General features: G+C 55.0%; 17 protein-coding genes. 11 read left to right on the top strand and 6 right to left on the bottom strand.

The annotated features are described in order from the left end of the window. Positions 1 to 71: 71 nt before the first annotated feature. Entirely contained in the window at positions 72 to 1,718 is a 1,647-nt protein-coding gene (locus tag IE156_RS03445) for an electron transfer flavoprotein-ubiquinone oxidoreductase (RefSeq protein ID WP_189391065.1), read from the bottom strand. Positions 1,719 to 1,900: 182 nt separating this feature from the next. Between IE156_RS03445 and IE156_RS03440 the strand changes: the two genes are divergently transcribed. The 7 genes from IE156_RS03440 (at position 1,901) to IE156_RS03410 (ending at position 8,825) form a co-directional block, all read left to right on the top strand. Continuing rightward, a complete protein-coding gene (locus IE156_RS03440; protein WP_189391064.1) occupies positions 1,901 to 2,323 on the top strand; it encodes an acyl-CoA thioesterase in 423 nt (140 codons plus the stop codon). 122 nt (positions 2,324 to 2,445) lie between these two features. Continuing rightward, positions 2,446 to 3,144: a CoA transferase subunit A gene (locus tag IE156_RS03435; protein WP_189391063.1), complete on the top strand. Its 699-nt coding sequence runs from the start codon at positions 2,446 to 2,448 to the stop codon at positions 3,142 to 3,144. 19 nt (positions 3,145 to 3,163) lie between these two features. Then, entirely contained in the window at positions 3,164 to 3,817 is a 654-nt protein-coding gene (locus IE156_RS03430) for a CoA transferase subunit B (protein ID WP_059317990.1), read from the top strand. 94 nt (positions 3,818 to 3,911) lie between these two features. Continuing rightward, positions 3,912 to 5,696 (top strand): aminopeptidase P family protein, encoded by a 1,785-nt coding sequence (locus IE156_RS03425; protein ID WP_189391062.1) that lies wholly within the window; start codon positions 3,912 to 3,914, stop codon positions 5,694 to 5,696. A 146-nt stretch (positions 5,697 to 5,842) separates the two neighbouring features. Further along, on the top strand, positions 5,843 to 7,489 hold the full coding sequence (pyrG, locus tag IE156_RS03420) for a CTP synthase (RefSeq protein WP_189391061.1): 1,647 nt from the start codon (positions 5,843 to 5,845) through the stop codon (positions 7,487 to 7,489). A 182-nt stretch (positions 7,490 to 7,671) separates the two neighbouring features. Beyond that, on the top strand, positions 7,672 to 8,523 hold the full coding sequence (kdsA, locus tag IE156_RS03415) for a 3-deoxy-8-phosphooctulonate synthase (RefSeq protein WP_189391060.1): 852 nt from the start codon (positions 7,672 to 7,674) through the stop codon (positions 8,521 to 8,523). Between the two features lie 17 nt (positions 8,524 to 8,540). Then, positions 8,541 to 8,825 carry a DUF1330 domain-containing protein gene (locus IE156_RS03410; RefSeq protein WP_189391059.1) on the top strand — a complete coding sequence of 95 codons (285 nt, stop codon included), beginning with the start codon at positions 8,541 to 8,543 and terminating at the stop codon, positions 8,823 to 8,825. A 227-nt stretch (positions 8,826 to 9,052) separates the two neighbouring features. Here IE156_RS03410 and IE156_RS03405 read toward each other — a convergent pair whose 3' ends face one another. Further along, the gene (locus tag IE156_RS03405) at positions 9,053 to 9,778 is read right to left on the bottom strand and encodes an SDR family NAD(P)-dependent oxidoreductase (protein WP_189391058.1); all 726 of its coding nucleotides are present in this window, start codon (positions 9,776 to 9,778) and stop codon (positions 9,053 to 9,055) included. Positions 9,779 to 9,941: 163 nt separating this feature from the next. Here IE156_RS03405 and IE156_RS03400 point away from each other — a divergent pair, with 163 nt between their 5' ends. The 4 genes from IE156_RS03400 to ftsB all read left to right on the top strand — a co-directional run bounded on the left by IE156_RS03400 (position 9,942) and on the right by ftsB (position 13,912). Next, entirely contained in the window at positions 9,942 to 11,510 is a 1,569-nt protein-coding gene (locus IE156_RS03400; RefSeq protein ID WP_229840937.1) for an MDR family MFS transporter, read from the top strand. Between the two features lie 2 nt (positions 11,511 to 11,512). Next, positions 11,513 to 11,959 (top strand): MarR family winged helix-turn-helix transcriptional regulator, encoded by a 447-nt coding sequence (locus IE156_RS03395; RefSeq protein WP_189391056.1) that lies wholly within the window; start codon positions 11,513 to 11,515, stop codon positions 11,957 to 11,959. Positions 11,960 to 12,271: 312 nt separating this feature from the next. Continuing rightward, positions 12,272 to 13,558 (top strand): phosphopyruvate hydratase, encoded by a 1,287-nt coding sequence (gene eno, locus IE156_RS03390; protein WP_189391055.1) that lies wholly within the window; start codon positions 12,272 to 12,274, stop codon positions 13,556 to 13,558. A 45-nt stretch (positions 13,559 to 13,603) separates the two neighbouring features. Continuing rightward, on the top strand, positions 13,604 to 13,912 hold the full coding sequence (gene ftsB, locus IE156_RS03385; RefSeq protein WP_189391054.1) for a cell division protein FtsB: 309 nt from the start codon (positions 13,604 to 13,606) through the stop codon (positions 13,910 to 13,912). A gap of 156 nt (positions 13,913 to 14,068) precedes the next feature. On the opposite strand, the gene IE156_RS03380 is transcribed toward ftsB, so the two are convergent. The 4 genes from IE156_RS03380 to IE156_RS18345 all read right to left on the bottom strand — a co-directional run bounded on the left by IE156_RS03380 (position 14,069) and on the right by IE156_RS18345 (position 17,946). Continuing rightward, complete coding sequence (locus IE156_RS03380) at positions 14,069 to 14,902, bottom strand: hypothetical protein (RefSeq protein WP_189391053.1); 834 nt, start codon at positions 14,900 to 14,902, stop codon at positions 14,069 to 14,071. A 77-nt stretch (positions 14,903 to 14,979) separates the two neighbouring features. Further along, positions 14,980 to 15,891 (bottom strand): Hsp33 family molecular chaperone HslO, encoded by a 912-nt coding sequence (gene hslO / locus IE156_RS03375; RefSeq protein ID WP_189391052.1) that lies wholly within the window; start codon positions 15,889 to 15,891, stop codon positions 14,980 to 14,982. A gap of 43 nt (positions 15,892 to 15,934) precedes the next feature. Further along, entirely contained in the window at positions 15,935 to 16,453 is a 519-nt protein-coding gene (locus tag IE156_RS03370) for an RDD family protein (protein WP_189391051.1), read from the bottom strand. Between the two features lie 143 nt (positions 16,454 to 16,596). Further along, a complete protein-coding gene (locus IE156_RS18345; protein WP_373296492.1) occupies positions 16,597 to 17,946 on the bottom strand; it encodes a THUMP domain-containing class I SAM-dependent RNA methyltransferase in 1,350 nt (449 codons plus the stop codon). Between the last annotated feature and the right edge of the window lie 508 nt (positions 17,947 to 18,454).

The following is an 18,454-nucleotide window of genomic DNA, read 5'->3' as shown; positions in this document are numbered from 1 at the left end:
CCGTTTCGGGTGGCTGTTTGCCGACACTAACACCTCTGGCCTTGGTAGTTACACCAAGGCCAGACTTGTTTTTACATGCCGCTGTACACCGGGCCTTCCCCACCTTGCGGTGGTACCCAGACAATATTCTGGGTGGGGTCTTTGATGTCACAGGTTTTACAGTGCACACAGTTCTGTGCATTGATTTGCAGCTTGTCGTCACCGGTTTCGGTCTTGATGAACTCGTACACACCAGCCGGGCAGAAGCGCGCTTCAGGGCCTCCATAACGGGCCAAATTCACGGCCACGGGTACGGACGGATCTTTCAGCGTCAGGTGAATAGGCTCGTCTTCTTCATGGTTAGTGTTTGAAATAAACACAGAGCTCAAACGATCAAAGGTGATTTTGCCATCTGGCTTGGGGTAGTCGATACGGGCACATTCGGCCGCAGGCTGCAGACAGGCGTGATCCGGCTTGTCGTTACGCAGGGTCCAGGGCATTTTCCCTTTGAACAGACCTTGTTCAACAAAAGTCATGACGGACGCAATCGAGCGGCCTTTCTTGAACCACTGCTTGAAGTTACGGGCTTTGTTCAGCTCTTCATGCAGCCAGGACTGTTTAAATGTCTCGGTATATTGAGTCAGTTCATCCTGCTTGCGGCCCGCCTGCAAGGCTTCAAAGGCGGCCTCAGCGGCCATGGAGCCGGATTTGATAGCGGCATGGCTACCCTTGATGCGCGATGCATTCAGGAAACCGGCTTCACAACCCACCAAAGCACCACCGGGGAAGCTCAGTTTGGGCAGAGCCAGCAAGCCACCTGCCGTCAGGGAACGGGCACCGTAAGCAATGCGTTTGCCGCCTTCAAAGGTGGCGCGCAGGGCAGGGTGGGTTTTATAGCGCTGGAACTCTTCAAAAGGAGAGAGCCAGGGGTTGGCGTAATCCAGGCCCACCACCATACCGACCATGACCAGATTGTTATCCAGGTGGTATAGGAAGGAGCCACCGTAGGTGTCTGAATCTAGGGGCCAGCCTGCGGTGTGAATCACCAGGCCGGGCTGAGACTGAGAAGGATCTACTTCCCAGAGCTCTTTAATGCCAATGCCGTAGCTTTGTGCATTGCGGGACTCGTCCAGCTTGAAGCGTTCGGTCAGCTCACGGCCCAGATGGCCGCGCGAACCTTCCGCAAAAATCGTGTAGGACGCCAGCAGTTCCATACCGGGCTGGTAGTTGGCGGTGTGAGTGCCATCACGGGCGACTCCCATATCACCGGTCAAGACACCGCGCACTGCGCCGTTTTCGGCATACAGAATGTGGGCAGCCGCAAAGCCGGGGAAAATATCTACACCTAGCGCTTCAGCTTGCTCTCCCATCCATTGCACGACATTGCCCAGGCGGACAATATAGTTGCCATGGTTCTTAAAGCAATCAGGCAGCAACCACATGGGTGTGGAGCGGGCGCTTTTTTCGGTCAGGAAAAGGAATTTGTCTTCGGTTACTTCTACCGAGATGGGGGCGCCTTGCGCTTTCCAATCCGGCAGCAACTCGTCCAGGGCGCGTGTATCCATAACGGCGCCAGACAAAATGTGGGCACCCAGTTCGGCGCCTTTTTCCAGAATACAGACGCTGATTTCTTGTTCTTTTTCTTGGGCGAGCTGTTTCAGACGTATCGCGGTGGCCAAGCCTGCAGGGCCGGCGCCAACGATAATAACGTCATATTCCATCGATTCACGTTCAGACATTGCTGCTGATCTCCTATTACGGCTTAGCGCTTTGTTCTTGATTGTTGGCGGGTGAAATTCGTGTACTGTGCGTACGGTCGATTGTATTGTAGTCTGAGCAATCCAGTTTTGATTTCAGAGGCAAAGGGCGTGGCCTGGCTGCCTCTGGGTTTATCAGTAAATATCAGTAAGGAGAGCATGTAATGACGCAAGTAGAAGGTTCTGGAGCAGGGGCCACTTTTGATATTGCCGTGCGCTGGGGTGATCTGGACGCCATGAATCATGTTAACAATACGGTCTACTTTCGCTACATCGAGGAAGCCCGTGTCCAGTTAATGATGCAGCTGGGCATGGTGCCACCGTCGCCACGTACCGGGGTGCTGGCGCATGCCAGCCTGGATTTCCTGCGTTCGATCCTGTATCCGGCCACTGTGCGGATTGTGCATAAATTGTTGAAGGTTGGTGGCAGCAGCATTGATCTGGAAGTCTTTGTGTGTGATGCAAATCAAGCCGATGTCATTTATGCACGTGGTCGCTGTGTGCTAGTGTCTATCAACCCCCAAGGCGGCTCACAACCTTGGACCGATGATGAGCGTAAACAGATACACTCGGTTTTTCAGGGTTAAGCTTTACGTATACGGAAAGCGTAGTCAAGTCGTAGAATGCCTGATAGCGCCAAATGGTGCACAGCGGCATTATTAGACAAAGTTTGCTGTTTAGGCCAATTAAAGAGTCATTGGAGAGTCAATTGAATAAAGTCTATCCAAGCGCCAAGGAGGCGTTGCAGGGAGTCGTTGCTGACGGACAGACAGTCGCAGTAGGTGGGTTCGGCCTGTGCGGAATCCCCGAGGCGCTGATTGCTGCGCTGCGCGATAGCGGAGTCAAAAACCTGACCTGCATTAGCAATAATGCCGGGGTGGATGGCTTTGGTCTGGGCCAGTTGTTGGAAACGCGCCAGATCCGCAAAATGATTTCCTCCTATGTCGGTGAAAACAAAGAGTTTGAGCGTCAGTATCTGGCGGGCGAACTGGAACTGGACTTCACCCCGCAAGGGACGCTGGCTGAAAAGCTGCGTGCAGGCGGTGCGGGCATTCCTGCCTTTTTCACGGCCACAGGTGTTGGCACTATCGTGGCAGATGGCAAGGAAATCCGTGAGTTCGACGGCAAGCAATATGTAATGGAAGAGGCGCTGGTGCCGGATGTGTCGCTGGTCAAAGCCCATAAGGCTGATCGCAGCGGCAATCTGGTGTTTCGCAAGACAGCGCGCAACTTCAACCCGAACGTGGCGATGGCGGGAAAACTGACTATTGTCGAGGTCGAGGAAATTGTCGAGACCGGTAGCCTGGACCCCGATGATGTGCATTTGCCCGGCATTTACGTGCACCGTATCGTGCTCAATGCCCAGCCCGAAAAGCGCATTGAACAGCGTACCGTTCGTTCTTCCTGATTAGCGAGGCAAGATAATAATGGCTTGGAATAGAGATCAAATGGCGGCACGCGCCGCTCTGGAGCTTCAGGACGGCTTTTACGTCAACCTGGGTATCGGTTTGCCTACGCTGGTTGCTAACCATGTGCCTGAAGGGATTGAGGTCTGGTTGCAGTCCGAAAACGGTTTGCTGGGCATTGGCCCATTTCCTACCGAGGACAAGATCGATGCCGACCTGATCAACGCCGGTAAGCAAACCATCACGACCTTGCCCGGTTCGTCTATTTTTTCCTCGGCAGATTCGTTCGCCATGATCCGTGGCGGCAAGATCAATATTGCCATTCTGGGCGCCATGCAGGTGTCGGAAAAAGGTGATCTGGCCAACTGGATGATTCCAGGGAAAATGATCAAGGGTATGGGCGGCGCAATGGATCTGGTGGCCGGTGTGGGTCGCGTTGTGGTCCTGATGGAGCATGTCGCCACCAAGAAAGACGGCACCGAAGACCTGAAAATTCTGCCTGCTTGCACCTTGCCCCTGACGGGCGTGGGTGTGGTTGACCTCATCATTACCGATTTGGGAGTGATGGAAGTGACGGAAAATGGTTTAAAGTTGCTTGAGTTGGCACCGGAAGTCAGCCTTGAGTACATTCAGTCCAAGACAGGCGTCCCACTGGACGTCAGCGCTTTGGCCTGATCGGTACCTCTGGCTAGAAAAAGCTTCGGCGCGAGTCGAAGCTTTTTTTATGCTTGGTCGGTGCGTGAACGCTGTTTATGTAAAGGAAGTTGGCATGGCCCATACCCCCGTTGCCGCACGCCTGCAGGCGCTGCGTGAACAAATGCAATTTCAGTCCGTACAGGCAAGCATTTGGCCTACGTCTGATCCCCATCTGTCTGAATACTTGCCTGACCGCTGGAAAAGCCGCCAGTGGCTCAGTGGTTTTGTAGGCTCAGCGGGCCTCTTGGTGGTGACTGCAGATTGGGCCGGTTTGTGGACTGATAGTCGCTATTGGGAGCAGGCGGCCAAGGAGCTGGAAGGTAGCGGCATTCAATTGCAGCGCGCTGGCGATGCAGGAGTGCCCGAACCGGCAGACTGGCTGGCCGAGAACTTGTCGGCCAAGTCGCGCGTGTCTTTGGATAGCCAGTCAGTCTCGGCGCAAAGTTTGCTGGCTTGGAAAAAAGCGACGCAAGAGCAAGAACTGGAGTGGGTGCTGGAAGCCGACTTGCTCAGCCCAATCTGGGCAGACCGGCCAGCCCCCCCTGTGGGGCAGGTTGTCCAGCACGTGCCTCCCTTTGCGTGTCGTACTCGTCAGGAAAATCTGAACAGTACCCGCGCCGCCATGCAAGAGCAGGGTGCCCACTGGCATTTGCTTAGCGCCCTGGATGATATTGCCTGGACTTTGAATCTGCGCGGCAGTGATGTGTCGTACAACCCGGTGTTTCTGTCTTATCTGCTGATTGGCCCGGATCAGGCTTTCTTGTTTGTCGATAGCGAAAAATTGTCGGCTGGTATTCAGGAAGCCTTGGCCCTGGATGGTGTGCAAGTTCAAGGCTACACAGAACTGCTTTCCTTTATGCGCGCTTTGCCAGCGTCCATGCCTATCCTGCTGGATATGGCACGCACGACCGCCTGGGCGGCCCAGCTGGCGGCTCATTTGAAGGTAGTCGAGTACATCAACCCAGCTCAATTGCTCAAGTCCTGCAAAACCGATGCCGAGCTGGCTCATGTGCGTGAAACCATGGAAAAAGATGGCGCTGCTTTGTGCGAATTTTTTGCCTGGTTTGAACAGCAAAGCGACGTGAACGAGCTGGATGTAGACGAACATATCTGCGCGGCACGTGCTCGCCAACAAGGCTTTGTCAGCCCCAGCTTTGGCACGATTGCGGCCTATAACGCAAATGGGGCCATGCCGCACTATCAGGCTACCCAACAGTCTCACGCCCGTATCGAAGGTGATGGTTTGTTGCTGATCGATTCGGGCGGGCAATATCAGGGTGGGACGACCGACATTACCCGTGTCGTGCCGGTAGGCAAGGTGTCTGCCGAGCAGATTCGTGATTTCACGCTGGTCCTCAAGGGCATGGTCTCCTTATCCATGCTGGTGTTCCCGGAAGGCATTGCCGGTCAGCAAATTGATGTGCTGGCTCGTCAACCCTTGTGGGAGCAGGGCCTGGACTTTGGTCACGGGACAGGTCACGGCGTCGGTTACTTCATGAATGTGCATGAAGGCCCGCAATCCATTTCCTGGCGCGGTCGCATTGGCCCGCATTCTGCTTTGCGTGCGGGCATGATTACGTCCAATGAGCCTGGGCTGTACCGGCCTGGGCAGTGGGGCATCCGTATCGAGAATCTGGTGGCAGCCGTACCAGCCATGCGCAGTGAGTACGGGCAGTTTTTGCGTTTTGAAACCTTGACGCTATGCCCCATCGATACGCGTTGTATAGATGCCTCACTCCTTAGCACCGCAGAGCGTAACTGGCTCAATGAATATCATCAGCAGGTGCGCGAACGCCTCTTGCCCCGTGTTCAGGGCGACGCTCGTAACTGGCTTGAGCAAAGGACAGTGGCGATCTGATCCCTAGTCCCTCAGCTGCTAATAGTTGCAAGGTCAAGTGGTATTTCCGCAGTGAAATGCCACTTGTCAGGTCGCCAAGCATGGGCGCTTGCCTTATAATCCAAATTTCCCGCTATCGCCTGATTTGACCTCAGGCGCCTTTTATAATGACCACCAAATATGTATTCGTAACGGGAGGCGTTGTGTCCTCCCTGGGCAAAGGTATTGCGGCTGCATCCCTGGCTGCCATCCTGGAGTCCCGCGGTTTGCGCGTGACTATGCTCAAGCTGGACCCCTACATCAACGTAGATCCGGGCACCATGAGCCCCTTCCAGCACGGTGAAGTGTTTGTTACAGAGGATGGTGCGGAAACCGACCTGGATCTTGGCCACTACGAGCGCTTTATTTCCGCTCGCATGCGCAAGGTCAACAACTTCACCACGGGCCAGATTTATGAATCCGTGCTGCGCAAAGAGCGGCGCGGCGATTATCTGGGCAAGACCGTGCAGGTTATCCCGCACATCACTAACGAAATCCAGGACTTCATCATTCGTGGCGCCAAGGCTGCCTACAATGGCGAGGCCGATGTTGCCATCGTCGAGATCGGCGGCACGGTAGGCGATATTGAATCCCAACCGTTCCTGGAAGCCGCCCGCCAGATGAATCTGCGTCTGGGCCGTAACAACACAGCTTTTGTTCACCTGACCTTGGTGCCGTTCATCGCATCGGCTGGCGAACTCAAGACCAAGCCTACTCAGCACTCCGTGCAAAAATTGCGTGAAATCGGTATTCACCCTCACGCTTTGCTGTGCCGTGCGGATCGCATCATTCCTGATGACGAACTGGCCAAAATCTCGCTGTTCTCCAACGTGCCTATGGACGCCGTGATCTCGGTTTGGGATTCGGATTCCATCTACAAGATTCCAGCCATGCTGCATAAGCAAGGTCTGGACAATCTGGTGTGCGATGCGCTGTCTCTGTCGCCTCCACCCGCTGATCTGTCCATGTGGGATCGTCTGGTACAGGCCCTGGAAAACCCAGAGCACGAAGTGCGCATTGGGATGGTCGGCAAATATGTTGATCTGACTGAATCGTACAAGTCGCTTAGCGAAGCCTTGGTTCACGCCGGCATTCATACACGTACCCGTATCAAGATCGAATACCTGGACTCGGAAGTGATCGAGAACGAGGGTACCGATTGCCTGAATGGTCTGGATGCCATTTTGGTTCCAGGCGGCTTTGGCAAGCGTGGTACAGAAGGTAAGATTCGCGCTATTCAGTACGCTCGTGAAAACGGTGTGCCATTCCTGGGTATCTGCCTGGGTATGCAACTGGCCGTGGTCGAGTTTGCCCGCAATGTGGGGAATCTGGTGGGTGCGAACTCTACCGAGTTTGATCCCTCTGCCGTCCATCCGGTTGTGGCCTTGATTACCGAATGGGCTGACCGTGAAGGCAAGGTTGAGCATCGTGATGGTGCTTCGGATCTGGGGGGCACCATGCGTAAGGGTGCTCAGCGTTGCCCGGTTAAACCTGGTTCGCGTGCAGCAGCCATTTATGGCCCTGAGGTGAACGAGCGTCACCGTCACCGTTTCGAGGTCAACACCTTGTACGTGCCACGTCTGGAAGAAGTGGGCATGGTGATTTCGGCTCGTACTCCTACCGAGAACCTGCCAGAAATCATGGAACTGCCTGATCATCCTTGGTTTATGGGCGTGCAATTCCACCCGGAATTCACCTCTACGCCACGTGATGGCCATCCGCTGTTTACCAGCTATATCAAAGCGGCTCTGGAACGCCAGAAAAAGTCGGCTTGATAATTTGGTATGACTGAAAAGGCCCGCGCTACGCGGGCTTTTTCATTCTCTGTATGTGCGTGACCCGGACTTGAACCTGATCGAAATCTCCGAACGATTGGGTTGAAAGCCACACTGCACCGCGATGCAGCATGGCCTTCAGGAATGTGGGAGAATGCAGCAATACTGAAACGAGGTCTATTATGGATTTATGCGGTTACGACGTTGGCCTGGATCGGCCCTTTTTTCTGATCGCTGGCCCTTGTGTGATTGAATCGCGTCAAATGGCGTTTGATACAGCGGGTCAGCTCGCCGAGATTACCTCGGCCCTGGGCATCCCCTTTATCTACAAAAGCTCGTTTGACAAGGCCAACCGGAGTTCGGACAAGTCTTACCGTGGCCCTGGTATGGCGGAAGGTCTGCAGATTTTGGCTGATGTGCGCTCGCACTACAAAGTGCCGGTCCTGACTGATGTGCATGACAAAGATCAGGTCGATGATGTGGCTGCCGTGGTGGATGTGCTGCAAACACCGGCTTTTCTGTGTCGTCAGACCGACTTTATTCAGGCGTGTGCCGCTACCCTGAAACCCGTGAATATCAAAAAGGGCCAGTTCCTGGCGCCTCAGGATATGGTACAGGTGGTGGCAAAAGCACGTGCCGCTGCGATGGAAATGGGCGGCGATGGCTCCACTATTATGGTCTGTGAGCGTGGTGCTTCGTTTGGCTATAACAACCTGGTGTCGGACATGCGCTCATTGGCGATTATGCGTGCCACAGACTGCCCGGTTGTGTTTGATGCCACTCACTCGGTCCAGCTTCCTGGTGGACAAGGCACGACCTCGGGCGGACAGCGTGAATTTGTGCCTGTGCTGGCACGTGCCGCGATTGCTGCCGGTGTGGCGGGCGTCTTCATGGAGACACACCCTAATCCTGAAAAAGCCCTGTCTGACGGCCCTAATGCCGTGCCCTTAAGCGAAATGGCAGATTTGCTGCGCACTTTGCAACAGCTCGACTCGATTGTTAAGAACAGCGGTGCCTTGAAGCACGGCTATTAAGTGTTATTGGAGACGGTATGCCCGCATTTTTGATTGCCAACGTTGAAGTGACCAACCCTGAACAGTACAAGCAGTATCAGGAATTTTCGTCCATTGCGATGAAAACCCATAATGTGAAGGTGCTGGTACGCGGTGGCGAGACAGTGACCCTGGAAGGCAATGCGCCTTTGCGCACGGTGGTCATGGAGTTTGATACCTTGGAACAAGCCCAGGCTTTCCATGACTCTGAAGAGTACCGCCGTGCCCGCCAGGCGCGTGAGGGGGCTGCCAAGATGACCATGTACGTGGTGCAAGGTCTGTAAAAACGGGTTACGCCACGTTTTACGGCTAGTAGAAGGGAGTGTGCAAACACTCCCTTTTTTTATGACGGGACGAAACAGGAAGATAGCGGCTGTCAGGCGTGTGCATGATACGGAGCTGGCAAGCCGAACAAGTTTGTCGCTGGATACTTGCAAGGGGTTGGAGTACTACCCGTCAGCCCCTCTTGCTTCCTACAAGCGAATCTCAATAGATGAGCAGAATCTACAGGTTAAAAACGTGGATCGCGTAGGGCAGGCAGGATCAGTTCGCGTATGAAGCTTGCCGGCGATAACTGAAGCAGGCTACGTACTATCGTCAGTACATCGTGGACAGGGATCGTTTCGCCCTGGTCGCGTGCAGCGGCCGTTTGCAGGGGAATATTCAGGCCATCCGCTGTATTTAAATAGCCTAGTTGTAAGCAGCTGACAGCCAGCCCTTGATCTCTATAACCTTCGCGCAGACTGTCTGCCAAGCCATTCAAGGCAAATTTGGTGGCTCCAAATGCGACTTCCGGACGACCGCTTTGGCGTAGACCCGAGGTTGAGCCAGTCAGAATCAAGCGTGGTTGTTTGCTGCGTAGCAAATGGGGCAAGAGATGGCGTATAGCCAGTAGTGCCCCTGTCAGATTCACATCGACCAAACTACGAATGGCTTGATCGCTTTGAGACAAAAAATCGTATTCCGGGCTGAAAGCGGTGTCTTCCCAAATTCCCAGGTTATAGATCAGTACGTCCAGCGAGTCAGGGCAGGCGCTTGCCAGCTGGCCAGCCGCATCTGGCAGGGACAAGTCAGCGCTGATCCAGTGTTGATTGGCGCTAGGGTCTGGCTTTAAGGGGCCGTCTGACGAGTTGGGCGGGCGTCTGGCCACGCCATACAGTGTGTTGCCATCCTGGGCCAAACCGTCCATCAAAGCGCGTCCCAGACCCATGCTGGCGCCAATAATCATGATATTCATGCCGTTTTCCTGTGGGGCAGATTCTGTTGGAAAGCCATGCTTTCTTTCTGATCGCTATTGTGTACCGAGATCGCTAGTCAAACTTTGATTCAAGCTGTGCTTGTCAGGTTTTTATCTCTCTCGTAAAATCATTGACTAGGCAATAATTGCATGGTCAATGAAAATGGCAAATGTATCGGAAGCACCGCAAAAGACGCCAGGGCGTGTCTTATCAGTCACAGAATCCATTCTGGCGATGATGGGGCTGTGTTTTGTGGTCATGTTGGTGGCGATTGATCAAACGGTGGTGGGGACAGCATTGCCCACCATTGTGTCGGAGCTGCACGGTTTTGAGCTGTACGCCTGGGTAGCAACGGCGTATTTGCTGACCTCGGTGATTACTGTGCCTATTTTTGGTCGCTTGGGCGATTTCTACGGACGCCGCCGTTTTGTGCTGGTGTCCATTGTTTTGTTTACCTTGGCATCCGTGCTCTGTGGCATGGCGCAAACCATGATGCAGTTGGTGCTGGCCCGCGCCCTGCAAGGGATAGCAGGGGGAATGTTAGTGGGTACGGCCTTTGCCTGTGTGCCCGACCTGTTTCCTGATCCGCGAGTGCGTTTGCGCTGGCAGGTGATGCTCAGTGCGTCTTTCGGTATTGCCAATGGCATAGGCCCTTTTTTGGGTGGCATTTTGACTGAGCACTATGGCTGGCGCTCGGTGTTCTATGTGAATTTGCCCGTGGGCTTGTTGAGCCTGTATTTTGCTTACCGCTATCTACCGCAGATCCGGCATTTTCGGCAGACTAAAGTTAGTCTGGATTGGCTGGGAGCCTTGCTCTTGATGGTAGGTCTGGCCTGTATTCAGCTCTTGGTCGAGCTGCTGCCCCAATATGGCGGCAGCTATTTGATGGTCTTGCTGGGATTGTGCAGCTTGGGGGCGTTTGCTCTCTTGGTGGTGTGGGAGCGCCGAGTGGCTGAGCCGCTTTTGCCGCTGGTCTTGTTCAGTAGTCCTGCCCAGTTGTCCTTGCTGATCCTGTCTGCTGGGCTGGGTTTTATTCTTTTTGGGCTGCTGTTCTATGCTCCCTTGCTGTTGCAAGGGGGCTATGGCCTGCGGCCACAAACCGCTGGTCTGCTGATTACTCCGTTGGTGGTGTTCATTACGGTGGGCAGCATTATCAATGGCCGTACCATTACGCGCCTGCGTCACCCCAACAGGATGCTGTATCTGGGTTTGGTGCTTTTGAGTATTGCTTGTCTGGGCATGGTGTTCATCAAGAAAAGTGATCCATATTGGCACTTTGTGTTGTATGCCACCTTGGCCGGGACAGGCGTAGGGTGCATCATGCCGAATCTGACGGTTTTTGCGCAGGAAATTGTGGAGCGCTCCATGCTGGGCATTGCCACCGCCATGCTACAGTCCATGCGCATGGTGGGGGGGATGTTGGGAACCGCCGTCGTCGGCACCCTGATCAATTACCAATATGGCGAAGCTATCCGTACGCAATTGACTGCATTACCCAGCAATGTGGTCGACATACTGCAAGATCCGCAAGTCTTGATGAGTGTGAGCCAGCAAGCGCAATTTCTGGAACAGGCCGGGCAAGATGGGCCGCTTTATCTGGGTATGGCCCGTGATGCCCTGGCGCATGCCGTCAATATGGGCATGGCCATTACCTTAGTACTGATAGTCTGGTGTTTTTACTGGGTACGCAAAGTGCCGCCCATACGATTTAATCGTCAAGAGCAGCCTTGAACATGATGAATGAATTTCCGCAACTTCAAGCGGCTCAGCAGTTGGGGCGCACATATCGCAGTCTGATGGCCGCGTTTGACCAGCAATTGGGCATGCCATTGCCGCGCTGGCGCATCCTGATCTGCTTGCATCAAGAAGACGGTTGCCTGTCTCAAAAGCAATTGGTGCGTTTGTTACGCATTGATCCGGCTGCCGTGACGCGCCAACTTAAAAACATAGAGTCCCTGGGCCTGATCGAACGTTTCACTGACGAGCAAGACAATAGGCTGACCAATGTGCGCTTAAGTCCTGCTGGCTATGAATTGGTCGAGGCCACCTTGCCGCGACGTCGACGTTTGGTGGAAGCCATGTTGCAGGACTTCTCCGACCAGGACTTGTCGCAGTTGATCACTTTGCTGGGTAATTGGGAAAGCGCCTTGTTGAAAGCGGCCGACAAAGATTTACTTTGAGACGTATCGGTACTTTTTGTATTTACAGAGACGCTGCCTAGTCTTGGAATTTCTGGTGATAATAAACACGTGCCGGTTCAATTTTCGGAACCAGACATGGCACGGCTGTGTCATGGGCAGGTACAATCCTGTTTTAGCAGGAGGGCAGGGGGCGCTGATTGCACTATAGCTGTCGCGCTTGCTGATCTTTTCGACTTCCAGGCAAGGCGCCTTTTCAAACTGATCTTCAGATTGGTTTACGGCGATACGCTTGGCAGCAGGATTGTTTAACTTATCTAGCTTAATGCTACTTCAGGCAGGACTGTCAAAATCATGAGTGCAATCGTAGATATTATTGGCCGCGAGATTCTGGACTCCCGTGGTAATCCAACGGTGGAGTGTGATGTATTGCTCGAATCGGGCGCTATGGGGCGTGCATCCGTTCCTTCAGGTGCATCCACTGGCGCTCGCGAGGCATTGGAGCTGCGCGATGGTGACAAGAGCCGTTACCTAGGCAAAGGTGTTTTGCGTGCAGTCGAAAACCTGAACACTGAAATCTCCGAAGCCTTGATGGGCTTGGATGCGCAAGAACAAACCTTTATCGATCGCACCCTGATCGAGCTGGACGGTACTGAAGACAAGAGCCGTCTGGGCGCTAACGCTATGTTGGCCGCCAGTATGGCCGTGGCTCGTGCCGCTGCCGATGACTCAGGCCTGTCCCTGTACCGCTACTTCGGTGGCAGCGGTGCCATGGCCATGCCTGTGCCGATGATGAACGTCATCAACGGCGGCGCACACGCCAACAACACTCTGGACTTGCAAGAGTTCATGATCATGCCCGTGGGCGCGAAGAGCTTTCGCGAATCCCTGCGTATGGGTGCAGAAGTGTTCCACGCACTGAAAGGTCTGATTCACGACCAAGGCATGTCCACTGCCGTGGGTGACGAAGGTGGTTTTGCGCCTAACGTGGCTAACCACGAAGCCGCTATTGAACTGATTTTGCGTGCTATTGAGCAAGCAGGTTACGAAGCCGGTACCCAGATCGCTCTGGCACTGGACTGCGCCGCTTCCGAGTTCTACCGCGACGGTAAATACCACCTGGCTGGTGAAGGCGGCGTGTCCCTGAGCTCCGAGGACTTTGCCAATCTGTTGGCGAACTGGTGCGACAAGTACCCCATCATCTCTATTGAGGATGGCATGGCCGAAGACGACTGGGATGGCTGGCGCATTCTGAGCCAGAAACTGGGCGACAAGATTCAGTTGGTGGGTGACGATTTGTTTGTTACCAATACCAAGATCCTGAAAAAAGGCATTGATCTGGGCATTGGTAACTCGATCCTGATCAAGATCAACCAGATCGGTACCTTGACCGAAACCTTCGCTGCCATTGAAATGGCCAAACGCGCTGGTTACACCGCTGTGATCTCGCACCGCTCGGGCGAAACAGAAGACTCCACCATTGCGGATATCGCCGTGGCAACTAACGCTATGCAGATCAAAACAGGCTCTTTGTCCCGTTCGGATCGTATGGCCAAGTACAACCAGTTGTTGCGTATTGAAGAAGAATTGGCTGAAGTTGCTACCTTCCCAGGTCGCGAAGCGTTCTATAATCTGCGCTAATTCTGTTTGATGAACCGGGTCGAGAGGCCCGGTTCTTACATCACCATGCGCCTTATTGTCCTGCTCCTGCTCTGTTTAACCTTGGTAACCCATTACGCTCTCTGGTGGGGTAAAGGCGGCTGGCTGGATGTTCGGCAAATGCAGACCAGGCTGGTTGCACAAAAAGAAACCAATGAAGCGCTGACGGCTCGTAATAACGCTTTGCTGGCCGAAGTTCAGGATTTGCGCTCTGGGACTCACGCCGTTGAAGAGCGTGCCCGTAGCGAGTTTGGCATGATGCGTGAAGGCGAGATCTTTGTGCAGATTGTGCCTCCGGGTGGTTCGGTGAGCTCCACCACAGCACGCCCTCGATAATTGGTAGCGCGCAAGGCGCTGCAGGAACGGCTAACTGGGCCGGTCAATATCTGATTTTTCTCCCGCTTTATTTTTGGATGATTCATCCAGGCTTATTCGTGTCTGTCGGTCTGTGGGGCTTTGCCTGGCAGCGGGTGAAATGCAGATCATCAGCTGCTAGTAGCAGGCAGGATTCGGAGCCTCCGGGTCTGTTGCGCTTTCCCCGTTGTTGGCTGGATTGCCAGACTGCCCTGGCGGAAGGGCGCCGTCGTGTACGCCGGAGCTATTGTTATCCCAATGCGGAAGGGAGCTATCTCCATTCAAGACAGGCGTGTCCGTGGAGCCCACGGTGGCGGGCCAACTTGTATGGGATACGGGCAAGATGGCCTGGTTTTCTGCGTACTGGGCGTAGACCACTCGACCATCAGCAAGATCATCCCATTGCACTGCATCAGATTGCATGGGATGTTTGATTTCCAGACGTAGCCAAACCGCGGCAGAGCCCAAGGGATTGGGTACGCTGGCAGGTAGCTTGGGCAATAAACGCATCAGGGAAAGCGGGCCGGGCTTATGGGCGTACAAGAGGTACAAATGCAGGATGTTGGCCTGATAGATGCTGGGGCCGTAGAGGTCTGCCTGCTCGTGTTGCAGGGCTTGCCAACCCTGCGTTATGGCTTGGCGTCCTGCATGCTGTCTAGAGGGCCTGCCGTGCTGTCTGAAGGCCTGGGGAGAGGGCGACAGAATCTGTAGTTGCCATTGATCGTGGGGTGAGACTTTGGCGGCGGACAGTGTCTGGCTAAACGAGTGGGCAATGGTTTCTGGCCGGGCCTGATGCACGCTGGCCTGACGTGCCGCATGGAGCAGGCCGTGCTGTAGTCGGACACGCAGCGAGTACAGCGTGAGTGCGTCTAGCACTAGCCAGCTGAGCAGAAGAATAGCCAGCAGGGCTCCTAGAAGATGAGAGCCTGCCAGACCGGCCTGCCGATGGGATGAAGAAGAAAAATCAGCCATGATGTTGCCATCATGGCTGAGTGCTGTTCAAGCCGATAGAAGGGCTAGTACTTGCGTACTCTCCTGGATCTTCGGTCTTAGTGCAGCGTGTCGTCACCGGGCTGTGTATCGCCCTTGTCGACAAATAGAGAGGCACAATCAATGGCATCGTACTGGTACGGCTTGCCACAAAAGTTGCAGGACACATTGACCGTGTTTTGTTCAGTCAGGATTTGTTCTATTTCTTCCCGGCCCAGCATGCGCAACATATTGCTGACACGTTGACGGGAACAGGGGCAATGCCAGCGTACGGCTTGCGGTTCAAAGACTTGCAGGTCTTCTTCCCAGAACAGGCGATGAATCAAGGTATCGCTATCTAGTTGCAGCAGTTCCTGGCTTTGAACAGTGGAGCCCAAGGCCAGCGCGCGCTCCCACGTGTCCAGGTTCTGCGCCAAGCTATGGCCGCCCTGTGGAGGGATGCGTTGTAGTAGCAGGCCCGCACAGCGGTTTTCGTCGGCAGCCAGCCACAGATGAGTGTCCAGTTGCTCGGACGTACGCATATAGGTTTGCAGAACCTCGGCGACTGTCTCGCCTTCCAGAGGCACTACGCCTTGGTAGGGGCGAAAATCCTTGCTGCTTTGACGGGGCGCCAGCACGACCGTAAAGCGGCCTTGGCCTTGCGGGTTCAACAAGGTTTGCAGGGTGCCGGTCTGGGGTACGGGCTGGTTTTCGCGTAGGGATACGGTCGCACGGATATCCATGTCCGACGTGCATTCCACAACGAGCAGCGCAATCGGGCCATCGCCTTGAATTTGTAAAATCAAGGAGCCCTCAAATTTGAGGTTGCCTGCCAGGAGTACGGAAGCCGCGACCAGCTCGCCCAATAAATCGCGAATGCAGGCTGGGTAGTGCTGGTGTTCCAAACCTGTTTGCCAGGCTTGTTCCAGATGAACCATCTGGGCTCGTGTGCTTTGGTCGGCGAACAGGTATTTTTTTAAGATGTCAGTCATGACTTTGCTGTACTACTAAAAAATGAAGAGGCAGCCTGCCTGTTCAGGTGGCTGCCGAAGTAACACGGGTAGGGCGCGCATCGATCAGACGGGTCTTGCTAAGACGGTCATGCAGGAACTGCTGGTCTTTGTCGAACCAGGTCCAGATAAAGTTCAGAAAAGGCGTAAACACGATAAGTAGGTCCGTGGACGCATAGCCTGTATACACAGACAATAGCTGAACCAGCAAAGCACCCAGCAAGGGCAGGGGCCATAGCAGAATATAACGCAGCAGCAGGGTGCGCAGGGCAGGAATATGGCCTTGCTCATCAATCAGACGGATGTTCCAGGTCTTCATGGGCAAGGTCTGACCTACTTTACGCCAGCACAGCAAAAAATAAATACCCAGCGCAATAAACAGCATGACCTGACGCACATGACGCAGATCCAGGCCGCTACGGCTTTGGGTCAAGGTGTCAAACAGATAGCCACTGGTAAAGATAACGCCAAACAGCAAGATGGATTCATACATCATGCAGGCAAAGCGCCGCCAGCGGCCAGGGGTAGTGAAAGAGGGTGTCATGGTGCGTCTTGAAGCAGGGAAGACCTGCATTATCGCGTATATCGCTGGCTAACGGAATGCTGCCTGCCTGAACATAATAAACAAGGGCCAAGCCATCAGGATGGACTTGACCCTTGCGGGACTACGCGAGGACTGCTTGACGCTTATTCGGCGTCGGCGGCGTCTTCGCTGGCGTCCGGGGCCGCTTCGTTATTGCGATAACTGGCAGGCACCATGTCAAAGCAGAACAGGCGGCAATCCAGTGCACCGTTGTACAGCGGGAAACGACGCTTGGGCTTGAGGCGCATCTGGCGAGGCAGCTCCAAGTCGCTGCTGATCATATTCACGCTCCAGTTGGCGAAGTTTTGCTTGAGATTGCTGGCCCAGCTTGGCCAGAAATCCTCATCCTGACTTTCCATGCGTTCGCCGTAGGGGGGATTGGTGACAATCCAGCCGGCTTCCGTTTCTGGACGAATCTTCAAGGCATTGCCTTGTTCGAAACGAATCGTCTCCAGCGTCAGGTGCGAGCGTTCCAGGTTGGAACGGGCCGCATCTAGCACGGTGGGGTTGATGTCGTAGCCGATCAAGGGTGTCTCAAGGCGAGGAGCGATCAGGGAACGCGCTTCGTCTTTGATATCGCGCCACAAACGCTGATCGTGGCAGCGCAGACGCTCAAAGTTGAACGGACGCCAGATACCGGGAGGGGCTCCCAATGCCATCCAGGCCGCTTCGATCAGAATGGTACCGCTACCGCAGAAGGGATCGATCAAGGGTTTGGTCGGGTCCCAACCGGACAGGGCCAGCAAACCGGCAGCCAGGTTTTCGCGCAAGGGGGCATCCCCCTTGTCGTGACGCCAGCCGCGCTTGAACAAGGATTCGCCACTGGTGTCCAGATAGAAGGTGGCGCTGGTCTCGTCCAGGAACAAGTGAACCTTGGCGTCCGGGCGTACCGTATCGATGGACGGGCGTGCGCCTTCCAGATCTCGCAGGCGGTCACAAATCCCGTCTTTGGCACGCAGATTGCAGTACTGCAAGCTTTGCATCGGGCTACGGACGGCCGAGGTATCCACGCGCAAAGTCTGCTCGGGGCCAAACCAGCGCTCCCAAGGCGTTACACGGGCCAGGGCCAGCACATCTTCTTCGTTGGTCACAGGAGCGTGCGAGACTTCCAGCAGGATACGCGTAGCCAGTCTCGAGGACAGGTTGGCACGCATAACGCCGATCCAGTCCGCATCAAAGTGGCAGCCAGCGCGGCCCGCTTGCACGTTTTCGTAACCCAGTGCCTGCAGTTCCAGCGACAGTGCTTCTTCCAGCCCTTGAGGGCAAGGAGCAAACAAACGGTAGCGCTCACCTTGCAAGGCTTTGACTTGAACGCGGTCGTTTTCCTCGATGTTGCTATCTGGCAGACGTTGACCAAGCTTGGGGGCCTGGGGGCTGTCTACACGCTGGATAGGAGACACATACTGAGGAAAGGCGTCCGAGTTGCCTGCGGGGCTAAAAAGCCCACTGGGCATCTTACCGGCAGGGGTACGGTCCGACGATTCGTTGTCGCTTTTGGGTGCCGGACGTTCGCGGCGGTCAGCCGAGAAGTTTCGGCGTTCACCGGTTTGCGGACGGCTGTCACGATTGCGGTCGAAAGCAGGGCGTTCGCGGCGTTCACCGGAGAACTCGCGACGCTCGCCTGTTTGAGGACGGCCTTCGCGGTTACGGTCGAATGCAGGACGGTCACCCGATTGCGGGCGGCTGTCACGATTGCGGTCGAAAGCGGGACGTTCGCGGCGCTCGCCGGAGAACTCGCGCCGCTCGCCTGTTTGAGGACGGCCTTCGCGGTTGCGGTCGAATGCAGGACGGTCACCCGATTGCGGGCGGCTGTCACGATTGCGGTCGAAAGGAGGGCGTTCGCGGCGTTCACCGGAGAACTCGCGACGCTCGCCTGTTTGAGGACGGCCTTCGCGGTTACGGTCGAATGCAGGACGGTCACCCGATTGCGGGCGGCTGTCACGATTGCGGTCGAAAGCGGGA

The organism is Alcaligenes pakistanensis (genome assembly GCF_014652815.1).
Lineage (GTDB): Bacteria > Pseudomonadota > Gammaproteobacteria > Burkholderiales > Burkholderiaceae_B > Alcaligenes > Alcaligenes pakistanensis.
This window is presented reverse-complemented; position numbering and strand designations above follow the sequence as displayed.

Excerpts from the sequence above, each read along its gene's own strand:
- pyrG (WP_189391061.1), top strand. The coding sequence starts at position 5,843 with ATGACCACCAAATATGTATTCGTAACGGGAGGCGTTGTGTCCTCCCTG.
- IE156_RS03370 (WP_189391051.1), bottom strand. The coding sequence starts at position 16,453 with ATGACACCCTCTTTCACTACCCCTGGCCGCTGGCGGCGCTTTGCCTGC.
- IE156_RS03395 (WP_189391056.1), top strand. The coding sequence starts at position 11,513 with ATGATGAATGAATTTCCGCAACTTCAAGCGGCTCAGCAGTTGGGGCGC.
- IE156_RS03405 (WP_189391058.1), bottom strand. The coding sequence starts at position 9,778 with ATGAATATCATGATTATTGGCGCCAGCATGGGTCTGGGACGCGCTTTG.
- IE156_RS03380 (WP_189391053.1), bottom strand. The coding sequence starts at position 14,902 with ATGGCTGATTTTTCTTCTTCATCCCATCGGCAGGCCGGTCTGGCAGGC.
- IE156_RS03445 (WP_189391065.1), bottom strand. The coding sequence starts at position 1,718 with ATGTCTGAACGTGAATCGATGGAATATGACGTTATTATCGTTGGCGCC.
- kdsA (WP_189391060.1), top strand. The coding sequence starts at position 7,672 with ATGGATTTATGCGGTTACGACGTTGGCCTGGATCGGCCCTTTTTTCTG.
- eno (WP_189391055.1), top strand. The coding sequence starts at position 12,272 with ATGAGTGCAATCGTAGATATTATTGGCCGCGAGATTCTGGACTCCCGT.
- IE156_RS03400 (WP_229840937.1), top strand. The coding sequence starts at position 9,942 with ATGGCAAATGTATCGGAAGCACCGCAAAAGACGCCAGGGCGTGTCTTA.
- ftsB (WP_189391054.1), top strand. The coding sequence starts at position 13,604 with ATGCGCCTTATTGTCCTGCTCCTGCTCTGTTTAACCTTGGTAACCCAT.
- IE156_RS18345 (WP_373296492.1), bottom strand. The coding sequence starts at position 17,946 with ATGCCCAGTGGGCTTTTTAGCCCCGCAGGCAACTCGGACGCCTTTCCT.
- IE156_RS03430 (WP_059317990.1), top strand. The coding sequence starts at position 3,164 with ATGGCTTGGAATAGAGATCAAATGGCGGCACGCGCCGCTCTGGAGCTT.
- IE156_RS03410 (WP_189391059.1), top strand. The coding sequence starts at position 8,541 with ATGCCCGCATTTTTGATTGCCAACGTTGAAGTGACCAACCCTGAACAG.
- IE156_RS03425 (WP_189391062.1), top strand. The coding sequence starts at position 3,912 with ATGGCCCATACCCCCGTTGCCGCACGCCTGCAGGCGCTGCGTGAACAA.
- hslO (WP_189391052.1), bottom strand. The coding sequence starts at position 15,891 with ATGACTGACATCTTAAAAAAATACCTGTTCGCCGACCAAAGCACACGA.
- IE156_RS03440 (WP_189391064.1), top strand. The coding sequence starts at position 1,901 with ATGACGCAAGTAGAAGGTTCTGGAGCAGGGGCCACTTTTGATATTGCC.